The sequence below is a fragment of the Streptomyces sp. NPDC031049 genome (assembly GCF_055571015.1).
In genome coordinates this window covers 555,461-575,031 of record NZ_JBVIGC010000001.1, presented here as the reverse complement: position 1 = coordinate 575,031, position 19,571 = coordinate 555,461, and the positions used below count along the sequence as shown (strand labels likewise).

Annotated in this window: 17 protein-coding genes and 1 riboswitch; of the genes, 13 read left to right on the top strand and 4 right to left on the bottom strand. The window is 73.4% G+C overall.

Going from position 1 to position 19,571, the window contains the following annotated elements:
• Positions 1–71 precede the first annotated feature (71 nt).
• Complete coding sequence (locus tag ACZ45Q_RS02520; RefSeq protein ID WP_468253935.1) at positions 72–641, bottom strand: hypothetical protein; 570 nt, start codon at positions 639–641, stop codon at positions 72–74.
• Between the two features lie 306 nt (positions 642–947).
• Here ACZ45Q_RS02520 and ACZ45Q_RS02515 point away from each other — a divergent pair, with 306 nt between their 5' ends.
• The 9 genes from ACZ45Q_RS02515 (at position 948) to ACZ45Q_RS02475 (ending at position 13,246) form a co-directional block, all read left to right on the top strand.
• Complete coding sequence (locus ACZ45Q_RS02515) at positions 948–1,802, top strand: bifunctional methylenetetrahydrofolate dehydrogenase/methenyltetrahydrofolate cyclohydrolase (RefSeq protein WP_468253933.1); 855 nt, start codon at positions 948–950, stop codon at positions 1,800–1,802.
• Between the two features lie 199 nt (positions 1,803–2,001).
• A complete protein-coding gene (locus ACZ45Q_RS02510; protein ID WP_468254326.1) occupies positions 2,002–2,439 on the top strand; it encodes a DUF3017 domain-containing protein in 438 nt (145 codons plus the stop codon).
• Positions 2,440–2,803: 364 nt separating this feature from the next.
• A complete protein-coding gene (locus ACZ45Q_RS02505; protein ID WP_468253931.1) occupies positions 2,804–4,165 on the top strand; it encodes a helix-turn-helix domain-containing protein in 1,362 nt (453 codons plus the stop codon).
• A gap of 411 nt (positions 4,166–4,576) precedes the next feature.
• Positions 4,577–5,566, top strand: a complete 990-nt coding sequence (locus tag ACZ45Q_RS02500) for a malate dehydrogenase (protein ID WP_468253930.1) — start codon at positions 4,577–4,579, stop codon at positions 5,564–5,566.
• Positions 5,567–5,830: 264 nt separating this feature from the next.
• Entirely contained in the window at positions 5,831–7,360 is a 1,530-nt protein-coding gene (locus ACZ45Q_RS02495) for an aldehyde dehydrogenase family protein (protein ID WP_468253929.1), read from the top strand.
• 294 nt (positions 7,361–7,654) lie between these two features.
• Positions 7,655–9,184 carry a GMC family oxidoreductase gene (locus tag ACZ45Q_RS02490; protein WP_468253928.1) on the top strand — a complete coding sequence of 510 codons (1,530 nt, stop codon included), beginning with the start codon at positions 7,655–7,657 and terminating at the stop codon, positions 9,182–9,184.
• Positions 9,184–10,341 carry a quaternary amine ABC transporter ATP-binding protein gene (locus ACZ45Q_RS02485; RefSeq protein WP_468253927.1) on the top strand — a complete coding sequence of 386 codons (1,158 nt, stop codon included), beginning with the start codon at positions 9,184–9,186 and terminating at the stop codon, positions 10,339–10,341. The genes ACZ45Q_RS02490 and ACZ45Q_RS02485 overlap by 1 nt, the downstream gene beginning before the upstream one ends.
• On the top strand, positions 10,341–12,287 hold the full coding sequence (locus ACZ45Q_RS02480; protein ID WP_468253926.1) for an ABC transporter permease: 1,947 nt from the start codon (positions 10,341–10,343) through the stop codon (positions 12,285–12,287). The genes ACZ45Q_RS02485 and ACZ45Q_RS02480 overlap by 1 nt, the downstream gene beginning before the upstream one ends.
• Before the next feature lie 2 nt (positions 12,288–12,289).
• Complete coding sequence (locus tag ACZ45Q_RS02475; RefSeq protein ID WP_468253925.1) at positions 12,290–13,246, top strand: ABC transporter substrate-binding protein; 957 nt, start codon at positions 12,290–12,292, stop codon at positions 13,244–13,246.
• A 6-nt stretch (positions 13,247–13,252) separates the two neighbouring features.
• Here ACZ45Q_RS02475 and ACZ45Q_RS02470 read toward each other — a convergent pair whose 3' ends face one another.
• Genes ACZ45Q_RS02470 through ACZ45Q_RS02460 form a run of 3 tightly spaced genes read right to left on the bottom strand, consistent with a single transcriptional unit; the run spans position 13,253 to position 14,903 of the window.
• Positions 13,253–13,966 (bottom strand): isocitrate lyase/PEP mutase family protein, encoded by a 714-nt coding sequence (locus ACZ45Q_RS02470; RefSeq protein WP_468253924.1) that lies wholly within the window; start codon positions 13,964–13,966, stop codon positions 13,253–13,255.
• A complete protein-coding gene (locus ACZ45Q_RS02465) occupies positions 13,963–14,409 on the bottom strand; it encodes a carboxymuconolactone decarboxylase family protein (protein WP_468253923.1) in 447 nt (148 codons plus the stop codon). The genes ACZ45Q_RS02470 and ACZ45Q_RS02465 overlap by 4 nt, the downstream gene beginning before the upstream one ends.
• The gene (locus ACZ45Q_RS02460) at positions 14,406–14,903 is read right to left on the bottom strand and encodes a carboxymuconolactone decarboxylase family protein (RefSeq protein ID WP_468253922.1); all 498 of its coding nucleotides are present in this window, start codon (positions 14,901–14,903) and stop codon (positions 14,406–14,408) included. The genes ACZ45Q_RS02465 and ACZ45Q_RS02460 overlap by 4 nt, the downstream gene beginning before the upstream one ends.
• Positions 14,904–14,949: 46 nt before the next feature.
• On the opposite strand from ACZ45Q_RS02460, the gene pdxR reads away from it, so the two are divergent.
• From pdxR to ACZ45Q_RS02440, 4 genes are all read left to right on the top strand, one after another.
• The gene (gene pdxR, locus ACZ45Q_RS02455; RefSeq protein WP_468253921.1) at positions 14,950–16,341 is read left to right on the top strand and encodes a MocR-like pyridoxine biosynthesis transcription factor PdxR; all 1,392 of its coding nucleotides are present in this window, start codon (positions 14,950–14,952) and stop codon (positions 16,339–16,341) included.
• Between the two features lie 52 nt (positions 16,342–16,393).
• Positions 16,394–16,729: a hypothetical protein gene (locus tag ACZ45Q_RS02450; protein WP_468253920.1), complete on the top strand. Its 336-nt coding sequence runs from the start codon at positions 16,394–16,396 to the stop codon at positions 16,727–16,729.
• A 3-nt stretch (positions 16,730–16,732) separates the two neighbouring features.
• Complete coding sequence (locus tag ACZ45Q_RS02445) at positions 16,733–17,917, top strand: glutathionylspermidine synthase family protein (protein ID WP_468253919.1); 1,185 nt, start codon at positions 16,733–16,735, stop codon at positions 17,915–17,917.
• 58 nt (positions 17,918–17,975) lie between these two features.
• A riboswitch (ZMP/ZTP riboswitch) is annotated at positions 17,976–18,065 on the top strand.
• Positions 18,066–18,096: 31 nt separating this feature from the next.
• A complete protein-coding gene (locus ACZ45Q_RS02440; RefSeq protein WP_468253918.1) occupies positions 18,097–19,551 on the top strand; it encodes a glycine hydroxymethyltransferase in 1,455 nt (484 codons plus the stop codon).
• The last annotated feature ends 20 nt before the right edge of the window (positions 19,552–19,571 follow it).

The following is a 19,571-nucleotide window of genomic DNA, read 5'->3' as shown; positions in this document are numbered from 1 at the left end:
TCAGGGCCGCGTCCCCCCTCGTACGGGTGAGACGCGGCCCTGTGACGTGATTGGCGAGAAAGCGCTCCGCGTCAGTAACGGGGGCGCTTGAACCAGGCGGCGCCCTTGGCGTTGCCGACGAACACCGCGATCAGGATGCCGAGCACCAGGTGGATGATGCCGGCGATGGTGAACGGGTAGATGGCGATGACGCCGGTGAGGATGCCGAAGACCAGCGCCGTGATGCGCAGGCCGTTGCCGCCGGAGGAGAACTTCACCGCCAGCACGGCCGCCCACACGCCCCAGGCCAGGGCGAGGATCATGAAGCCCCACAGCACGCCGGTCGGGTAGTCGGCCAGCGCCTCGAAGGCGGGGTCGTCCTTCGCCTGGTCCACGGCCACCGCCGAGAAACCGAACAGGGCGGTTCCGATGACCTGGAGACCGACGATCACCCACAGCAGGACGCGGGCCGCGTTGACCGTGCCCGGCATGGTGGTGGGAGCGGAACCGTACGGCTGCTGCACCGGCGGAGCGGACGGGTAGCCGTAGCCGGGCTGCTGGCCCTGGCCCTGGCCCTGCTGGGGGTAGCCGTAACCGGGCTGGCCGGGCTGCTGGCCGCCCTGCGGGGCGCCGTAGGGGTTGTTCGGGTCGCCGAAACTCATGGCGGTTCTTCCTCCGTTGCTGTCACGTGCGGGGACGGCGCGTGGCGTGGTTCGGAGGAATGTCTACGGTCTGCGGTTCGTCCCCCCGGTACTGCCCCGCGGCACTGGCCCGTCAATCGTTCTTGACCGGACTCTTACTTGTCCAGCCTCGGCCCGTCGCATCCGCCAGGTGTTGTGCAAGTGCAACATCCGTGATCATTCGCGGACCGTTCGGGGAGGGGCCCCGCCACCTCGGCACCCGTCCGCGCGCCGTCCGCAGGACGGGCGGATTGGAACAGCGGGCCGGTCATCCGCGAGGATGGGGGCATGACCGCCCAGATTCTCGATGGCAAGGCCACCGCAGCCGCGATCAAGTCCGAACTGACCGCCCGCGTGGCGGCCCTGAAGGAGAAGGGCGTCACGCCCGGCCTCGGCACGATCCTGGTCGGGGAGGACCCCGGCAGCCAGAAGTACGTCGCCGGCAAGCACCGCGACTGCGCCCAGGTCGGCATCGCCTCCATCCAGCGCGAGCTGCCGGCCACGGCGACGCAGGAGGAGATCGAGGCGGTCGTCCGCGAGCTGAACGAGGACCCGGCCTGCACCGGGTACATCGTCCAGCTGCCGCTGCCCAAGGGCATCGACGAGAACCGGATCCTGGAGCTGATGGACCCGGACAAGGACGCCGACGGCCTCCACCCGATGAACCTCGGGCGCCTGGTGCTGAACGAGCCGGCCCCGCTGCCCTGCACCCCCAACGGCATCCTCACGCTCCTGCGCCGCCACGGCGTGGAGATCAAGGGCGCCGAGGTCGTGGTCGTCGGCCGCGGGGTCACCATCGGCCGGCCCATGCCGCTGCTGCTCACCCGGCGCAGCGAGAACGCCACCGTGACCCAGTGCCACACCGGCACCCGTGACCTGTCCGCCCACCTGAAGCGCGCGGACATCGTCGTGGCCGCCGCCGGCTCCCCGCACCTGGTCCGCCCGGAGGACGTCAAGCCGGGCGCGGCCGTCCTCGACGTCGGTGTCTCCCGCAACGCCGAGGGCAAGATCGTCGGCGATGTGCACCCCGGTGTGGCCGAGGTGGCCGGCTGGATCTCCCCGAACCCCGGCGGCGTCGGCCCGATGACCCGGGCCCAGCTGCTGGTCAACGTGGTCGAGGCGGCGGAGCGCAGTGCCGGCTGAGGACAGGGCGACCGGCGCGGACGCCGGGGCCACGGCCCGCGGGCCCGCGGACCGGGCGCGGCGGCCCGGGGGGAACTCGGACGGGCGGCCCGAGAGGAACACGGGCCGGCGGCCTGCGGGGAGCGCGGACCGGAGGCCCGACGAGGGCACGGACGGGCGGCCCGTGGGAAGTACGGACCGGCGGCGGCCCGAGGACGCCATGGTCCGGGACGCGGTCAGCGCGCCGGACGCCGAGGGCAGGCCGCGCCGCGTCACGCGCCGTTTCCCGCTGTTCACGAAGGACACCGCGCGCCCCGAGGGCGGCGGCCGGGCCGCACCGAAGGACGCGCCGGCGCCCGCCCGGCAGTGGCCGATCCTCGCCGTGGCCGGCCTGGTCGGCGTCGGCCTGCTGCTGACCGCGCTGGACGCGTTCCGGGCCGGGACCCTGCTCATCGGGGCCGCGCTGCTGTGCGGCGCGCTGCTGCGCTGGCTGCTGCCCGACGTCGGCATGCTCGCCGTGCGGTCCCGCTTCACGGACATCGTCACCTACGGCGGGCTGGGCCTGGCGATCGCCCTGCTGGCGCTGATGGTCCAGCCGAATCCGCTGCTGGAGATCCCGTTCCTGAAGGACACCCTGCATTTCACCGTCAGCAACTGAGCCGCCGCGCCGGACGGCGCGCGGCGGCCCGTCCTCTCCCCCGTTGTCGAGGGCGGGCCGCCGGCGCAGACCACACTCCTGCACGTCGAACGGAGCGTTCAACGGCTGTCCGGGCGCTGTGGCACGGAAGTGACCGTTCCGGCAAGGAGTCCGTGAACGGTGACCGCCCGCTGATGGGACACTGGACGCCGACCCGTGCGCGTGCCACCGTGCATGCTCGCGACCTCTGTGCTCCCGTGCGCCCCCACCCCGGGAACTGAGACCCTGACCGGGCGCATCCCTGTGGGTAGCCAGATCGGGGACTCGGCAGAGGCACCGGCACGGGACCAACCAGCACGTCACCCGGGGGGAAGAGGGGGAAGCAATGCCTCGTTGGAAGGCCTTGCCGGACGAACTCGATCCGCAGATCAAGGAGTTCGCCAGCCAGTTGCGCCGTCTTGTGGACCGCAGCGATCTGAGCATCGCCGCGCTCGCCGACGCCACCGGCTACAGCAAGACGTCCTGGGAGAGGTACCTCAACGGCCGGCTGCTGGCGCCCAAGGGCGCCATCGTGGCCCTGGCCGAGGTGACCGGGACCAATCCCGTCCACCTGACGACCATGTGGGAGCTGGCCGAGCGTGCCTGGAGCCGCTCGGAGATGCGGCACGACATGACCATGGAGGCCATCCGCATCTCCCAGGCACGGGCCGCGCTCGGTGAGCTGGGCACGCCTCCCGGGGGCTCGGAGAAGTCCCGGCACGCCAAGGGCGGCCGGGCGGGCGGCCGGCGGGGCGGCGGCAGCGCCACCGTCACGCCCGGCGTCGCCGGGCCGGCCGGGGTGTCGCCCACCCTGCCGCCCGCCGTCCCGGCGCAGCCGACGGCCGCGGACAGCGCGGACGCGACGGGCGGCGGACGCGGTTCCGGCACGTCGTCCATGGCGCCCTTCGACCTCTCCTCCGAGGGGCCCGGGTCCTCCGAAAGGCCCGGGCCGTCCGGGTCGTCCGCGTCCTCCGAGGGGTCCGGGCAGAACTCGTGGGGCCTCGCCGGATACCGGGGGCCGGCGCCCACCGGCAGCCGGGGACCGGGGACCGCCACCCCCCGCCCGGGGGCGCCGGCCGGCCAGGGACCCCTGGTGCCGGGACCGGGCGCCGGCGGCGTCACCGGCGCGGGCGGGCCCGGCGCACCGGGCGTCCAGGGCGTGTACGGGAAGCCGCCGCAGAACCCCACGGGCGGGCGCCGGCGTTCCGGCGGGGACGGCGGCAGACGGCTGACCACGTTCGTCGCGGGAGTCGTCGGCGTGCTCGTGGTGATCGCGGGTGCCTTCTTCCTGCTGAACGACGGCGGCGGCGAGAAGAACGAGCGCGCCGAGCCGTCCCCGTCGCCGTCGGCGACCACCGACGCGAAGCTGCCGCCGGGCGTGAAGTGCAGCGGCGACAGCTGCACCGGCAAGGACGCCGAAGTCATGGGGTGCGGCGGCGACCTGGTCACCACGGCCCGGACGGCCACCGTCGGCACGGCGGTCGTCGAGGTCCGCTACAGCAAGACGTGCGGCGCCGCCTGGGGCCGGGTCACCCAGGCCGGACAGGGCGACGAGGTGCGGGTGAGCGCGGGCGAGGCCGAGGAGACCGGCTCGATCACCGCGGCCGGGGACACGGTGGCGTACACGCCGATGGTGGCGGTGAAGGACGCGGCCGACGCCACGGCCTGCGCGACACTGGCGTCGGGCACGGAGGGCTGCACGCAGTAGAGCGGAACGCCCACGGAGGGCGGCGGAGCGGACGGGAACACGGCCGTCCCCGCCCGGAACGGCCCCGGCCGAAAAGCACCCGGTCGGGGACCGCCGCCGCGAAAACCGCCGACGGGTGCGCATGGCCCCCGGTATCGGGGGCACGCGAGAAGTACCCCCACGGGAGTCCGGCAACGGTATCCCCGAACGGCGGCCGCCTCCGTCCCCCCTCTCCCGGACGGGCGGCCGCCTCATGGTGGGCGGCCGTGTGCGCCGACCGGTGGGGCTGTGGGCCGGGCCACACCGACCCGGACGTCCGGGTCTGCGGATGCGCGATAGCCTGACCGCTGGATCGATCTCTTGATACCAAGAGATCGATCAAACGTAGCGGGGCAGGGACGCCCCACCGCCAGCTGTCATACGGAGAACGCCATGACCCGCACTCCCGTGAACGTCACCGTCACCGGCGCGGCCGGCCAGATCGGTTACGCACTGCTCTTCCGCATCGCCTCCGGCCAGCTGCTCGGCGCGGACGTGCCGGTCAAGCTGCGCCTGCTGGAGATCACCCCGGCGCTGAAGGCCGCCGAGGGCACGGCGATGGAGCTGGACGACTGCGCGTTCCCGCTCCTTCAGGGCATCGAGATCACCGACGACCCGAACGTCGCCTTCGACGGCGCCAACGTCGCCCTCCTCGTCGGCGCCCGCCCCCGCACCAAGGGCATGGAGCGCGGCGACCTGCTGGAGGCCAACGGCGGCATCTTCAAGCCGCAGGGCCAGGCCATCAACGCCCACGCCGCCGACGACATCCGCGTCCTGGTGGTCGGCAACCCGGCCAACACCAACGCGCTGATCGCGCAGGCCGCCGCCCCGGACGTACCGGCGGAGCGCTTCACCGCGATGACCCGCCTGGACCACAACCGCGCGCTGACCCAGCTGTCGAAGAAGACCGGCGTCCCGGTCTCCGAGATCAAGAAGCTCACGATCTGGGGTAACCACTCCGCCACCCAGTACCCGGACATCTTCCACGCCACCGTCGCGGGCAAGAACGCCGCCGAGGTCGTGAACGACGAGAAGTGGCTCGCCGACGACTTCATCCCGACCGTCGCCAAGCGCGGCGCCGCCATCATCGAGGCCCGCGGCGCCTCCTCGGCCGCCTCGGCCGCCAACGCCGCGATCGACCACGTCTACTCCTGGGTCAACGGCACCCCCGAGGGCGACTGGGTCTCCATGGGTATCCCGTCGGACGGCTCCTACGGCGTCCCGGAGGGCCTGATCTCCTCCTTCCCGGTCACCGTGAAGGACGGAAAGTACGAGATCGTCCAGGGCCTGGAGATCAACGAGTTCTCGCGCGCCCGCATCGACGCCTCCGTCAAGGAGCTGGAGGAGGAGCGCGAGGCGGTCCGCGGCCTCGGCCTCATCTGATCCGCCGTTCCCGCACCTCGGCCGATCCGCCGTCTCCAGGCACCGGCGCACCCGGAGGGCCCCGTCGTACGGGGCCCTCTTCGTGTGCCGGGGCGGGTTGAGCCAAGGGTTTTGTTCTGTTTGTCCGTATCTTCAGTGACGCGGCGCACTTTCGGCCATGAATCCCGCATGCATGGTCAGGCTCTGGGCAGGGGCTAACGGTCCCGCGAGTGACACGCGTGTGACACAGGGACGCTGAACAGGAACGGAAGGCAGTACCGGATCATGGCGGACAGTACGGAACATCAGGTATCCAGGACGCGGCAGACCATTCATGCGGGAGGGGAATGGCTGGAAGCGTCCTCCGGTGCCACCCGCGAGATCCTCGATCCCGCGGACGGCCTGCCGTTCGCCGTGGTCGCGGAGGGCGACGAGAAGGACGCGGACCTCGCCGTCGCCGCCGCCCGGCGCGCCTTCGACGAGGGCGAGTGGCCGCGCACCCCGGTCGCCGAGCGCGCCGCCCTGCTGCGCCGCGTCGCCGATCTGCTGGTGCGCGACCGGGAGAAGCTCGGCCTGCTGGAGAGCCGCGACGCGGGCAAGACCGTCGAGGAGGGCCGGGTCGACGTCGACTGCGTCGCCGACGCCTTCCGCTACTTCGCGGACCTGGTCGCCGCCGAGGCGCCCGGCCGGGTCGTCGACGCGGGCTCGCCCGACGTCCACAGCGTCGTCGTGCACGAGCCGGTCGGCGTCTGCGCGATGATCACGCCCTGGAACTACCCGCTGCTCCAGGCCAGCTGGAAGGTGGCCCCGGCGCTCGCCGCGGGCAACACCTTCGTCATCAAGCCCAGCGAGATCACCCCGCTGACGACGGTCGCCATGATCGACCTGCTCGTCGAGGCGGGCCTGCCCGCCGGCGTCGCCAACATCGTCACCGGCCCCGGCCACACCGTCGGCGCCCGGCTCGCCGAGCACCCCGACGTCGACCTGGTCTCCTTCACCGGCGGCCTGGTCAGCGGCACCAAGGTGGCCCAGGCCGCCGCGCCGACCGTCAAGAAGGTCGCCCTCGAACTCGGCGGCAAGAACCCCAACGTGGTCTTCGCCGACGCCTGCGCCACCGAGGAGGGCTTCGACACGGCCGTCGACCAGGCCCTCAACGCGGCCTTCATCCACAGCGGCCAGGTCTGCTCGGCGGGCGCCCGGCTGATAGTGGAGGAGTCGGTCCGGGAGCGGTTCGTCGCCGAACTGGCCCGCCGCGCCGAGCGGATCAGGCTCGGCCGCGGCACCGAGGACGGCGTCGAGTGCGGCCCGCTCGTCTCCGAGCAGCAGCGCGCCAAGACCGAGGAGTACGTCGCCTCCGCGCTCGCCGAGGGCGCCGTGCTGCGCTGCGGTGGCAAGCGCCCCGAGCCGTCGGACGCGCGGCCCGAGGGAGGGTACTTCTACGAGCCGACCGTCCTCGACCGGTGCCACCGCGAGATGCGTGTCGTCCGTGAGGAGGTCTTCGGGCCCGTCCTCACCGTCGAGACCTTCCGCACCGAGGACGAGGCCGTCGCCCTCGCCAACGACACCGAGTACGGGCTCGCGGGCGGCGTGTGGACCGCCGACCCCGGCCGCGCCCGGCGCGTCGCCGGCCGGCTGCGCCACGGCACCGTCTGGATCAACGACTTCCACCCCTACCTGCCGCAGGCGGAGTGGGGCGGTTTCGGCAAGAGCGGCACCGGCCGTGAACTCGGCCCGGCCGGTCTCGCCGAGTACCGCGAGACCAAGCACGTGTACCAGAACCTCGCACCGAAGCCGGTGCGCTGGTTCGCGGGCTGACCCACCGGGCCCGCCCGCCGTCCCCGGCCCGGACCGGACCCGCCCGGCGGCTGACCCGGGTGGGGCCCGGACCGGCGTCCGACCCGGGCGGGGCCCGGACCGGCGTCCGACCCGGGTGGGCCCGACCGGGCTCTGACCTGCCCTCGGGGGCAGTTCCGGCCCCCCGGGACCCGGTCAGGCCCCGCACCGCACAGCCCGGCCGCACCGCACCGCACCACCGCACCGCCGGTCCGGTCACCGCGGCCCCCGTCCCCCCGAACGTCCCCTCCCGCACCCTCAGGAGTGAGCACCCCCATGCCCGAGAACACCCGCGAGTACGACTACGTCGTGATCGGCGGCGGAACGGCAGGTTCCGTCATCGCCTCCCGGCTCACCGAGAACCCGGACGTCACCGTCGCCGTCATCGAGGGCGGCCCCAGCGACGTCGGCCGCGACGACGTGCTGACCCTGCGCCGCTGGATGGGCCTGCTCGGCGGCGAACTCGACTACGACTACCCGACCACCGAACAGCCGCGCGGCAACTCCCACATCCGGCACAGCCGCGCCCGGGTGCTCGGCGGGTGCTCCTCCCACAACACCCTCATCGCCTTCAAGCCGCTGCCCTCCGACTGGGACGAGTGGGAGGCAGCCGGCGCCACCGGCTGGGGCGCGGTGCAGATGGAGGCGTACTACGCCCGGCTGCTCAACAACATCGTGCCGGTCGACGAGAAGGACCGGAACGCCATCGCCCGCGACTTCGTCGACGCCGCCCAGGCCGCGCTCGGCGTGCCGCGCGTCGAGGGCTTCAACAAGAAGCCGTTCACCGAGGGCGTCGGCTTCTTCGACCTCGCCTACCACCCCGAGAACAACAAGCGCTCCTCGGCGTCGGTGGCGTACCTGCACCCGGTGATGGACGAGCGGCCCAACCTCACGATCATGCTGGAGACCTGGGCGTACAAGCTCCAGTTCGACGGCACCCGCGCCGAGGGCGTCCACGTGCGCACCAAGGACGGCGAGGAGGTCCTGGTCAAGGCCCGGCGCGAGGTCGTGCTGTGCGCCGGCGCCGTCGACTCGCCCCGGCTGCTGATGCACTCCGGCATCGGCCCCCGGGCCGACCTGGAGGCCCTCGGCATCCCCGTCGTCCACGACCTGCCCGGCGTCGGCGAGAACCTGCTCGACCACCCGGAGTCGGTGATCGTGTGGGAGACCAACGGGCCGATCCCGGACAACTCCGCGATGGACTCCGACGCCGGTCTGTTCGTGCGCCGCGACCCCGGACACGCGGGCCCGGACCTGATGTTCCACTTCTACCAGATCCCGTTCACCGACAACCCGGAGCGACTGGGCTACCGGCGGCCGGAGTTCGGCGTCTCCATGACCCCGAACATCCCCAAGCCCAAGAGCCGCGGCCGGCTCTACCTGACCAGCGCCGACCCCGAGGCCAAGCCCGCGCTGGACTTCCGCTACTTCACCGACGAGGACGACTACGACGGCCGTACCCTCGTCGACGGCATCAAGATCGCCCGGGAGATCGCCAGGACCCAGCCGCTGGCCGGCTGGCTCAAGCGCGAGGTGGCGCCCGGCCCGGACGTCACCGGCGACGAGGAGCTGAGCGAGTACGCCCGCAAGGTCGCCCACACCGTCTACCACCCGGCGGGCACCTGCAAGATGGGCGCCGCCGGCGACGAACTGGCCGTCGTCGACCCCGAGCTGCGCATCCGCGGCCTCGAGGGCATCCGCATCGCCGACGCCTCCGTCTTCCCGACCATGACCGCCGTGAACCCCATGATCGGCGTGCTCATGGTCGGGGAGCGCGCCGTCGAGCTGATCGGCGGTGATGCGTGATGACCGCGAGCACCGACGCCGCGATACCCGCCGGCACCGACGACGCGGTGCCCGCCGACGCGCCCGTCTTCTCCGTCGACGGCCTGTGGAAGGTCTTCGGCCCGAAGGCGGGCCGCGTCCCCGCCGACCCCGGGCTGGCCGCCCTGGACCCGGCGGAGCTGCGCTCCCGCACCGGCTGCACGGCCGCCGTCCGGGACGTCTCCTTCGACGTCCGCAAGGGCGAGGTCTTCGTCGTCATGGGCCTGTCCGGGTCCGGCAAGTCCACGCTGGTGCGCTGTCTGACCCGGCTGATCGAGCCGACCGCGGGGACCATCGCCATCGACGGCGAGGACGTCCGCGCCATGGACAGGGCCCGGCTGCGCGAACTGCGCCGCCACCGGGCCGCGATGGTCTTCCAGCACTTCGGCCTGCTCCCGCACCGCACCGTCCTCGACAACGTCGCCTACGGCCTCCAGATCCAGGGCGTGGGCCGCGCCGAACGGCGCGCCAGGGCCGCCGAGATCGTCGCCAAGGTCGGTCTCCAGGGCCTGGAGCAGCGCCGCCCGAGCCAGCTCTCCGGCGGCCAGCGCCAGCGCGTCGGCCTCGCCCGCGCCCTCGCCGTCGACCCCGAGGTGCTGCTGTTCGACGAGCCGTTCAGCGCGCTCGACCCGCTGATCCGGCGGGACATGCAGGAGGAGGTCGTCCGGCTCCACCGCGACGAGGGCCGCACCATGGTCTTCATCACCCACGACCTCCAGGAGGCCCTGAAGCTGGGCGACCGGATCGCGCTGATGCGCGACGGGCGGGTCGTGCAGCTCGGCACCCCCGAGGAGATCGTCGGCGCGCCCGCCGACGACTACGTCCGCGAGTTCGTCCGCGACGTCCCGCGCGAGCAGGTCATGACGGTCCGTACGGCCATGCGCCCCGCCGCGTCCGCGGAGGAGGCCGGCACCGGCCCGGCGGTCCGCCCCGACGCCACCGTCTCCGAGGCCATCGAGGCCGTCGCCCGCGCGGGCTCCCCGGCCCGCGTGCTGAGCGACGGCCGCTGCCTGGGCGTGGTCGACGCGAGCGACCTGCTCGGCGTCGTCGCCGGGACCGGCCGCTTCGCCGACGCCGTGCCGTCCCCAGGGGGCGAGCGCCGCCCGAAGGAGGCGGAGCAGACCGGGGAGGCGGTCTGATGGCCACCGTCACCGCGTCCACCGCGCCGCGCCCGGCCCCGCCCGGCGTCCTGCGCCACCGGACCGTGCGGAAGCTGCTGGTGCTCGCCGTCCTCGCCGCGGTCCTGGTGCCCCTGGCCCACGCCCGCTGGGCGAGCGGCAGCTGGCCGGCCGCCCTCACCGTCGACGTCTCCGAACCGCTCGGCACGGCCAGCGACTGGATCATCGACAACCGCGACAGCCACCCGCTGTTCCTCTACTTCTTCGGCCACGTCAGCAACGCGGTCGTCGTCTCCGTACGCGCCGTCTACCTCGCCCTCCTCGCCGTCGGCTGGGCCGGGGTGACCGCGATCGGCGCCCTGCTCGCCTGGCGCACGGCCGGCGTGCGGCTGGCGCTCGGCACGGCGGCGGCCTTCCTCGCCTGCGGCCTGCTCGGCATGTGGGTGCCGACCATGCAGACGCTCGCGCTGATGGTGGTGGCCGTCGTCGCCTCCGTCGTCGTCGGCGCCCTGCTGGGCCTGGCCGCAGGACTGTCCGACCGGATGGACCGCGTCCTGCGCCCGGTGCTCGACACCATGCAGGTGCTGCCGGCCTTCGCCTACCTCCTCCCGGTCGTCCTGGTCTTCGGTATCGGCGTCCCCGCCGCCGTCCTGGCCACCGTGGTCTACGCGGCCCCGCCCATGGCCCGGCTCACCGCGCTCGGCCTGCGCGGCGCCGACGGGGAGGTGCTGGAGGCCGTCGAGTCCCTCGGCACCACCGCCCGGCAGCGGCTGCTGACCGCCCGGATCCCGCTGGCCCGCAAGGAACTCCTCCTCGGCGTCAACCAGACGATCATGATGGCGCTGTCCATGGCCGTCATCGCCTCCGTGATCGGCGCCGGCGGCCTCGGCGACCGCGTCTACCAGGCCCTCGCCTCCGTCGACGTCGGCGCCGCCCTCGCGGCCGGCATTCCGATCGTGCTGCTCGCCGTCGTCCTGGACCGTGTCACCGGCGCGGCCGGTGAGCGCCTCGGCGAGTCCGGCCGGTCGCCGCTGACCTGGCTGTACGCCCTGGCCGCCGCCGTCGCCGTGGCGGTCGCCGGACGCCTGGCGGGCCGGCTGGAGTGGCCGGACGCCTGGGTGGTGAACATCGCCGAGCCGGTCAACGGGGCCGTCGACTGGATGACCGCCCACCTGTACTCGGGCGTGCCCGTCGTCGGCGGCACCGCCGACTGGGCCGGGCGCTTCACCACCTGGGTCCTGGACCCGGTCCGCGACGGCCTCCAGTGGCTGCCCTGGTGGTCCGTGCTCCTCGTCGTCGCCGCCCTGGCCTGGCTGATCGGCACCTGGCGCACCGCGCTCACCGCCGTCCTCGCCATGGCCGCGATCGGTGTGCTCGGCGTGTGGAAGCCGTCGCTGGACACCCTCTCCCAGGTCCTGGCGGCCGTCGCCGTCACCCTGGTGCTGGGCGTCGCCGTCGGCGTCGCCGCCGCCCGCAGCGACCGCGTGGAACGGCTGCTGCGGCCCGTACTGGACGTGTTCCAGACGATGCCGCAGTTCGTGTACCTGATCCCGGTCGTCGCCCTGTTCGGCGTGGGCCGCGCCCCCGCCGTCGCGGCGGCCGTCGTCTACGCGCTGCCCGCGGTGGTCCGCATCACCGCCCAGGGGCTGCGCCAGGTCGACCCGGCCGCGCTGGAGTCGGCCCGCTCGCTCGGCGCCACCAGCGGACAGCAACTGCGCCAGGTCCAGCTGCCGCTGGCCCGCCGCTCGCTGCTGCTCGCCGTCAACCAGGGCGTGGTCCTGGTCCTCGCCGTCGTCATCATCGGCGGCCTGGTCGGCGGCGGCGCCCTCGGCTACCAGGTCGTCTTCGGCCTCGCCCAGGGCGACCTGGCGACCGGTCTGGTGGCCGGCGCGGCGATCGTCTGCCTCGGCCTGATGCTCGACCGGGTGACCCAGCCGACCGGACGCCGTCCGAAGAAGGGAGCGTGACCATGCGCATGCCTACGACCACCGCGGTGGCCGCCGGTGCGGCGCTCCTGCTGCTCACCGGCTGCGGCGCCGCCGACATGACCAAGCAGGCCTCGCCGTTCGCGAACGCAGAGGGCGCCCGCACCGTCACCCTGTCCGTGCAGTCCTGGGTCGGCGCCCAGGCCAACGTGGCCGTCGCCCAGTACCTGCTGGAGCACGAACTCGGCTACCGCGTCGACACCGTGCAGGTCGACGAGGTCCCCGCCTGGGACGCGCTCAGCCAGGGCCGGGTCGACGCCATCCTGGAGGACTGGGGCCACCCCGAGCAGGAACAGCGCTACGTCGAGGACAAGAAGACGATCGTCGACGGCGGCGACCTCGGGGTCACCGGACACATCGGCTGGTTCGTCCCGACGTACTTCGCCGAGCAGCACCCGGACGTCAAGGACTGGAAGAACCTGAACAAGTACGCCGACGCGTTCCGCACCCCGGAGAGCGGCGGCAAGGGCCAGCTGATGGACGGCTCCCCGTCCTACGTCACCAACGACAAGGCGCTGGTGAAGAACCTCGGCCTGGACTACGAGGTCGTCTTCGCCGGCTCCGAGGCGGCGCAGATCACCCAGATCCAGCAGTTCGCCAAGGAGAAGAAGCCCTTCCTGACGTACTGGTACACCCCGCAGTGGCTGTTCGAGCGGGTCCCCATGACGGAGGTGAAGCTCCCGCCGTACGAGGAGGGCTGCGACGCCGACCCGGAGAAGGTGGCCTGCGCCTATCCGCACACCCCGCTCCAGAAGTACCTCAACGCCGACTTCGCGGAGAACGGCGGCGACGCGGCCGAGCTGCTCAAGAACTTCGAGTGGACGACCGAGGACCAGAACGAGGTCTCCCTGATGATCGCCGAGCAGAAGCTGTCGCCCCGGGAGGCCGCGGAGAAGTGGGTGGACAGCCACGAGTCCGTCTGGAAGAAGTGGCTGCCCTGACCCCCCTCACAGGCGCGAGGCCAGCTCCCGCAGCGCCTCGGCCGCCCGCCGCTGGAGGCGGGGCCCGAACGTGATCCGGGTGGCCCCGAGTTCGCCGAGCGCGGCGGACGAGGGGCCGCCCCCGGGGTCGGCGAGCACGTTCACCGGGCCCTCGATGCCCGCCCGCAGCAGCGGCAGCACCTCGGTCGGGGCGCCGATCGGGTACACGCAGTCGGCGCCCGCGGCGACGTACAGCGCGGCCCGTTCGATCGCCCGGCCGGGGTCGGTGACCCCGCGCAGGAACGTGTCCACGCGCGCGTTCACGAACAGCCGGTCCCCGGCCGCCGCCCGCACCTCGGCGAGCCGTTCGGCGTGCTCGTGCGGGTCCTCGAGCACCCCGCCCTCGGAGTCCTCCAGGTTGCAGCCCACGGCCCCCGCCTCCAGGAGCCGTTCCACCAGCTCCCGCGCGGGCAGCCCGTAGCCGCCCTCGACGTCCGCCGACACGGGCACGTCGACGGCCCGCACGATCCGCGCGACCGCCGCGAACATCTCGTCGGCCGGGGTGTGTCCGTCCGCGTACCCGAGGGACGCGGCGACCCCGGCGCTGGGCGTGGCCAGCGCCGGGAAGCCGGCCTCGGCGAACACCCGGGCGCTGGCCGCGTCCCAGGGGCCGGGCAGGACCAGGGGATCGTCCGGCGCCCGGCCGTGGTGCAGGGCCCGGAACACGTCGGCCGCGCTCACCACTGACTGCTCCCCGCGGGGATGCGCCGGGCGACCATCAGCCGGTTCCAGGTGTTGACGGCGGTGACCAAGGCGATCAGGTGGGCGAGCCGGTCCTCCTCGAAGTGCTCGGCCGCCTTCTCGTACACCGCGTCCGGCACGAAGCCCTCCGTCAGGACCGTCACCGCCTCGGTCAGCTCCAGCGCCGCCCGCTCCCGCTCGTCGAAGACCTCCCCGGCCTCCTCCCAGGCGTCCAGCAGATCGAGCTGCTTCTCGCTCACTCCGTGCTTGCGGGCGATCGCCAGATGCAGGTCCAGGCAGAACGCGCAGTGGTTGAGCTGCGAGGCCCGGATCTGCACCAGCTCGGCCAGGCCCGGGTCGCTCAGGCCCCGCTTGGCGGCGGCGCTCACCGCCTGGAGCGCGGAGCGGACCCCGTCGTCGAGAACCGCCGTACGGGCGCTCACGCGTGCTGCCCCGGCCGGTAGTGGCCCGGCACCCGGCGGGTGGCCACGCCGAACCGGTTCCAGGCGTTGATCACCGCGATCGCGGCGATCAGCTGCGCCAGCTCCTCCTCCTCGAAGTGCTTCGCCGCCTTCTCGTACACCGCGTCCGGCACGAAGCCCTCCGTCAGGACGGTCACCGCCTCCGTCAGCTCCAGCGCCGCCAGTTCCCGCTCGGTGTAGAAGTGCGGCGACTCCTCCCAGGCGTTGAGCTGGACGATCCGCTCGACGCTCTCGCCCGCGGCGAGCGCGTCCTTGGTGTGCATGTCCAGGCAGAAGGCGCAGTGGTTGAGCTGGGAGGCGCGGATCTTCACCAGCTCGCGCAGCTTCGGGTCGAGCCCCCGCCCGGCCGCCCCGTCGAGCCGGAGCATCGCCTTGAAGACGTCGGGAGCCAGCGCGGCCCAGTCCATCCGGGGCGTGGGCTCGGCGGCGTACGTGGTGGTGTCGTGGTCGGTCATGCCTCGACCCTAGGAACGAAGCAGCCCAGGAGTATGGTCCATTTCCATGGCGGAACCGTGGGCCACTCTGGGCATCGACCTGCATCTGGAACCGACCGGTCCAAGGCTGCGGCGCGGACTGACCGACGCCCTGCGCGAGGCGGTGCGCACCGGACGCCTGGCCCCCGGCACCCGCCTGCCGTCCTCCCGCTCCCTCGCCGCCGACCTCGGCATCGCCCGCAACACCGTCGCCGACGCCTACGCCGACCTCGTCGCCGAGGGCTGGCTCACCGCCCGCCAGGGCTCGGGCACCCGGGTCGCGGACCGCGCCGTCGCCGCCCCCGCCCCGGACGCCGCCCCCCGGCCCCGTTCCCCCGCCCGCCCCGCCTACGACCTGCGCCCCGGCACCCCCGACCTCGCCGCGTTCCCGCGCGCCGAGTGGCTCAAGGCGACCCGCCGCGCCCTCGCCGCCGCACCCCACGACGCCCTCGGCTACGGCGACCCCCGCGGCCGTCCCGAACTGCGCGCCGCGCTCGCCGGGTACCTGTCCCGCGCGCGGGGCGTGCGCGCCGACGCCGCACGCGTCCTCGTCTGCTCCGGGTTCGGGCACGCCCTGACCCTGCTCGGCACCGCGCTGCGGGCCCGCGGCGTGCACACGGTCGCCGTCGAGTCCTACGGCCTCGCCCAGCACCGCGACCTGCTCGCCGCGGCCGGACTGCGCACCGTGGCCCTGCCCTTCGACGACCGCGGCACCGACCCGGTCCCGCCGCCCGACGGGGCCGGCGCCGTCCTGCTCACCCCGGCCCACCAGTTCCCGATGGGCCTGGCCCTGCACCCCGACCGCCGGGCCGCCGTCGTCGACTGGGCGCGGCGCACCGGCGGCCTGGTCCTGGAGGACGACTACGACGGGGAGTTCCGCTACGACCGCCAGCCCGTCGGCGCCCTCCAGGGCCTCGACCCCGACCGCGTCGTCCACCTCGGCACCGCCAGCAAGTCCCTCGCCCCCGCCCTGCGGCTGGCCTGGGCGGTGCTGCCGCCGGACCTGGTGGAGCCGGTCACGGCGGCGAAGGGCGGCAGCGACACCTGCCCGGCGCTGGAACAGCTGACCCTCGCCGAGTTCCTGGCCTGCGGCGCCTACGACCGGCACGTCCGCGCCGCCCGGCTGCGCTACCGGCGCCGCCGGGACGCCCTGGTCGCGGCGCTCGCCGCCCGTGCCCCCGAGGTCCGGCCCACAGGCATCGCCGCCGGACTGCACGCGGTGCTGCGGCTGCCGCCCGGCACCGAGCGGACGGTGGTCCAGGCGGCGGCCTGGCAGCAGCTGGCCCTGCTGGGTCTGTCCGTATTCCGTCATCCCGAGGCGGTCGCCGAACCCCTCGACGCGGTGGTCGTCGGCTACGGCACCCCGCCCGACCATGCCTGGACGGGGGCCCTCGGCGCCCTGTGCCGCGCACTGCCGTAAAGTCCCACCCCGGCAACGCTCGTACGACAGTCGGACATGAGGGGGAGTCAGGATGGCGGAAAAACGGCGACGGCTGCGCTCGAGCACCGTGGCACTCGGCAGCATGGGAGTGCTCGCGGCGGCCCTGACGTCCTGCGGCTCGGAACCCGACCGCCGCTGCGTGGACCGCGGCAGCTACGACTTCCTCTACGGCTACAAGGTCGTCGCCGACAAGAACTGCAGGACCTCCGTCTCCGCCGGCAAGAGCCGGACCAAGGTCCGGGACGCCGACTGGTACTACGACGCCGACGTCAGCGGCGGCTGGGCCGACGACGGCACCTTCAGCCGCGAGGAGGCCGTCGACCGCGGCGGCTTCGGCTGCTCCGGCTCGGGCAGCGGCGGCGGCTGAGCCGTGGAACGCCGCACCACCGACCCCCGCCCCGGCTGGCAGCGGACGGTCGAGGAACAGGGGTGCGTCTACCCCCTGACCCGCTACCCCGACGGCACGCTGCGCCCCTACTGGGACGAGAGTGCGTACTACGTCTTCTCCCTGCCCGAGGTCGAGGCCATGGAGGAGGACGTCGAGGAGCTGCACCGCATGTGCCTGGCGGCGGCCGGGCACATCGTCGCCGAGGACCGCTTCGCCGACCTCGGCATCACCGACCCGCGGGTGGCCCGCGCGGTCGCCGAGGCCTGGCACCGCCGCGCCGAACTGCCGTCCCTCTACGGCCGTTTCGACCTGCGCTACGACGGCACCGGACCCGCCAAGCTGCTGGAGTACAACGCCGACACCCCCACCTCGCTCGTGGAGGCGGCGTCCCCCCAGTGGTTCTGGATGGAGGAGCGCTTCCCCGGCGCCGACCAGTGGAACTCCCTCCACGAGCGGCTGATCGACGCCTGGAAGCGGCAGGCCGCGCTGCTGCCGCCCGGCGGGCCGCTGTACTTCGCCAACTCCGAGGCCGACGAACTCGGCGAGGACCTGATGACGGTCGCCTACCTCAAGGAGACCGCCGAACAGGCCGGCCTGGCCACCGAGTGGATATCCATGGAGGAGATCGGCTGGGACCGCCTCTCGGGCCGCTTCGTGGACGGCCGGCTCCGCTTCGTCCGCAGCATCTTCAAGCTGTACCCCTGGGAGTGGCTCACCACCGACCGCTTCGCCGGCCACGTCCTGGACACCCTCGACAACGGCGGCGGCACCGGCTCCACCCTGTGGATCGAGCCCGCCTGGAAGATGCTGCTGAGCAACAAGGCGCTGCTGGCGATCCTCTGGGAGCTGTACCCCGGCCACCGCAACCTGCTCCCCGCCTACCTGGACGGCCCGCGCGAGCTGGCCGCCACCACCGGCTGGGTCGCCAAGCCGCTGCTGGGCCGCGAGGGCGCGGGCGTCACCGTCCACCAGCCGGGCACCGACCCGGCCCCGCGCGAGGAGCCCTGCTGCTACCAGGCGCTGGCCCCGCTGCCCGACTTCGACGGCAACCGCGTCGTGCTGGGCGCCTGGGTCGTGGAGAACGAGCCGGCCGGTCTGGGCATCCGGGAGTCCTCGGGCCTGGTGACGGACGAGTACGCCCGCTTCCTGCCGCACGTGATCCTGTGACCGCTGCGCCCGCATGGCGGACGTCCGCCGGGGACGGCCGGGGGCACCCGGTAGGCTGACTCAGGGCCGTGACTGGCGCGCTGGGATGGGACCGACCATCGGGGAGCGGCCCGTACGGGAATGTGTGCCGTGCGCCTGGGCCGAACCGTGTACGCCGAACGCCACGTCCGGAGGTCCTGATGTCCGACTCGCCCGCGTCCCAGTCCCGGGAGTCCGCCGCCTACCGCGCCGCCCTCGACGTCATCCGCACCGTCGAGCCGCGCGTCGCCGACGCGATCGGCCAGGAGGTCGCCGACCAGCGCGAGATGCTCAAGCTGATCGCGTCCGAGAACTACGCCTCGCCGGCCACGCTGCTGGCGATGGGCAACTGGTTCAGCGACAAGTACGCCGAGGGCACCGTCGGCCGCCGCTTCTACGCCGGCTGCCGCAACGTCGACACCGTGGAGTCCCTCGCCGCCGAGCACGCCCGCGAGCTGTTCGGCGCCCGCCACGCCTACGTCCAGCCGCACTCCGGCATCGACGCCAACCTGGTCGCCTTCTGGGCCGTTCTCGCCGACCGCGTCGAGGCCCCCTTCCTGGCCAAGACCGGCGTCCGCCAGATCAACGAGCTGACCGACGCCGACTGGGCCGAGCTGCGCCAGGCCTTCGGCAACCAGCGCATGCTCGGCATGTCCCTCGACGCCGGCGGCCACCTCACCCACGGCTTCCGCCCGAACATCTCCGGCAAGATGTTCGACCAGCGCTCCTACGGCACCGACCCGGCCACCGGCCTGATCGACTACGAGGCGCTGCGCGCCCAGGCCCGCGCGTTCAAGCCGCTGATCATCGTCGCCGGCTACTCCGCCTACCCGCGCCTGGTGAACTTCCGGATCATGCGGGAGATCGCCGACGAGGTCGGCGCGACCCTCATGGTCGACATGGCGCACTTCGCCGGCCTGGTCGCGGGCAAGGTGCTCACCGGCGACTTCGACCCCGTCCCGCACGCCCAGATCGTCACGACGACCACCCACAAGTCGCTGCGCGGCCCGCGCGGCGGCATGGTGCTGTGCGACGACTCCCTCAAGGACCAGGTCGACCGCGGCTGCCCGATGGTCCTCGGCGGCCCGCTCCCGCACGTCATGGCCGCCAAGGCGGTCGCCCTCGCCGAGGCCCGGCAGCCCGCCTTCCAGGACTACGCCCAGCGCATCGTCGACAACTCCCGCGCGCTGGCCGAGGGCCTGATGCGCCGCGGCGCCACGCTGGTGACCGGCGGCACCGACAACCACCTCAACCTGATCGACGTCGCCACCTCCTACGGCCTCACCGGCCGCCAGGCCGAGGCCGCCCTCCTCGACTCCGGCATCGTCACCAACCGCAACGCCATCCCGGCCGACCCCAACGGCGCCTGGTACACCTCCGGCATCCGCATCGGCACCCCCGCCCTCACCACCCGGGGCCTGGGCACCGCGGAGATGGACGAGGTGGCGGCCCTGATCGACCGCGTACTGACGACCACGGAGCCCGGCACCACGAAGTCGGGCGCCCCCTCGAAGGCGTCCCACGTCCTGGACCCGAAGGTCGCGGACGAGATCGCCCAGCGCGCCACGGACCTGGTCAAGGGCTTCCCCCTGTACCCGGAGATCGACCTGGGCTGAGCGCCCCGAACGGGGGCGGG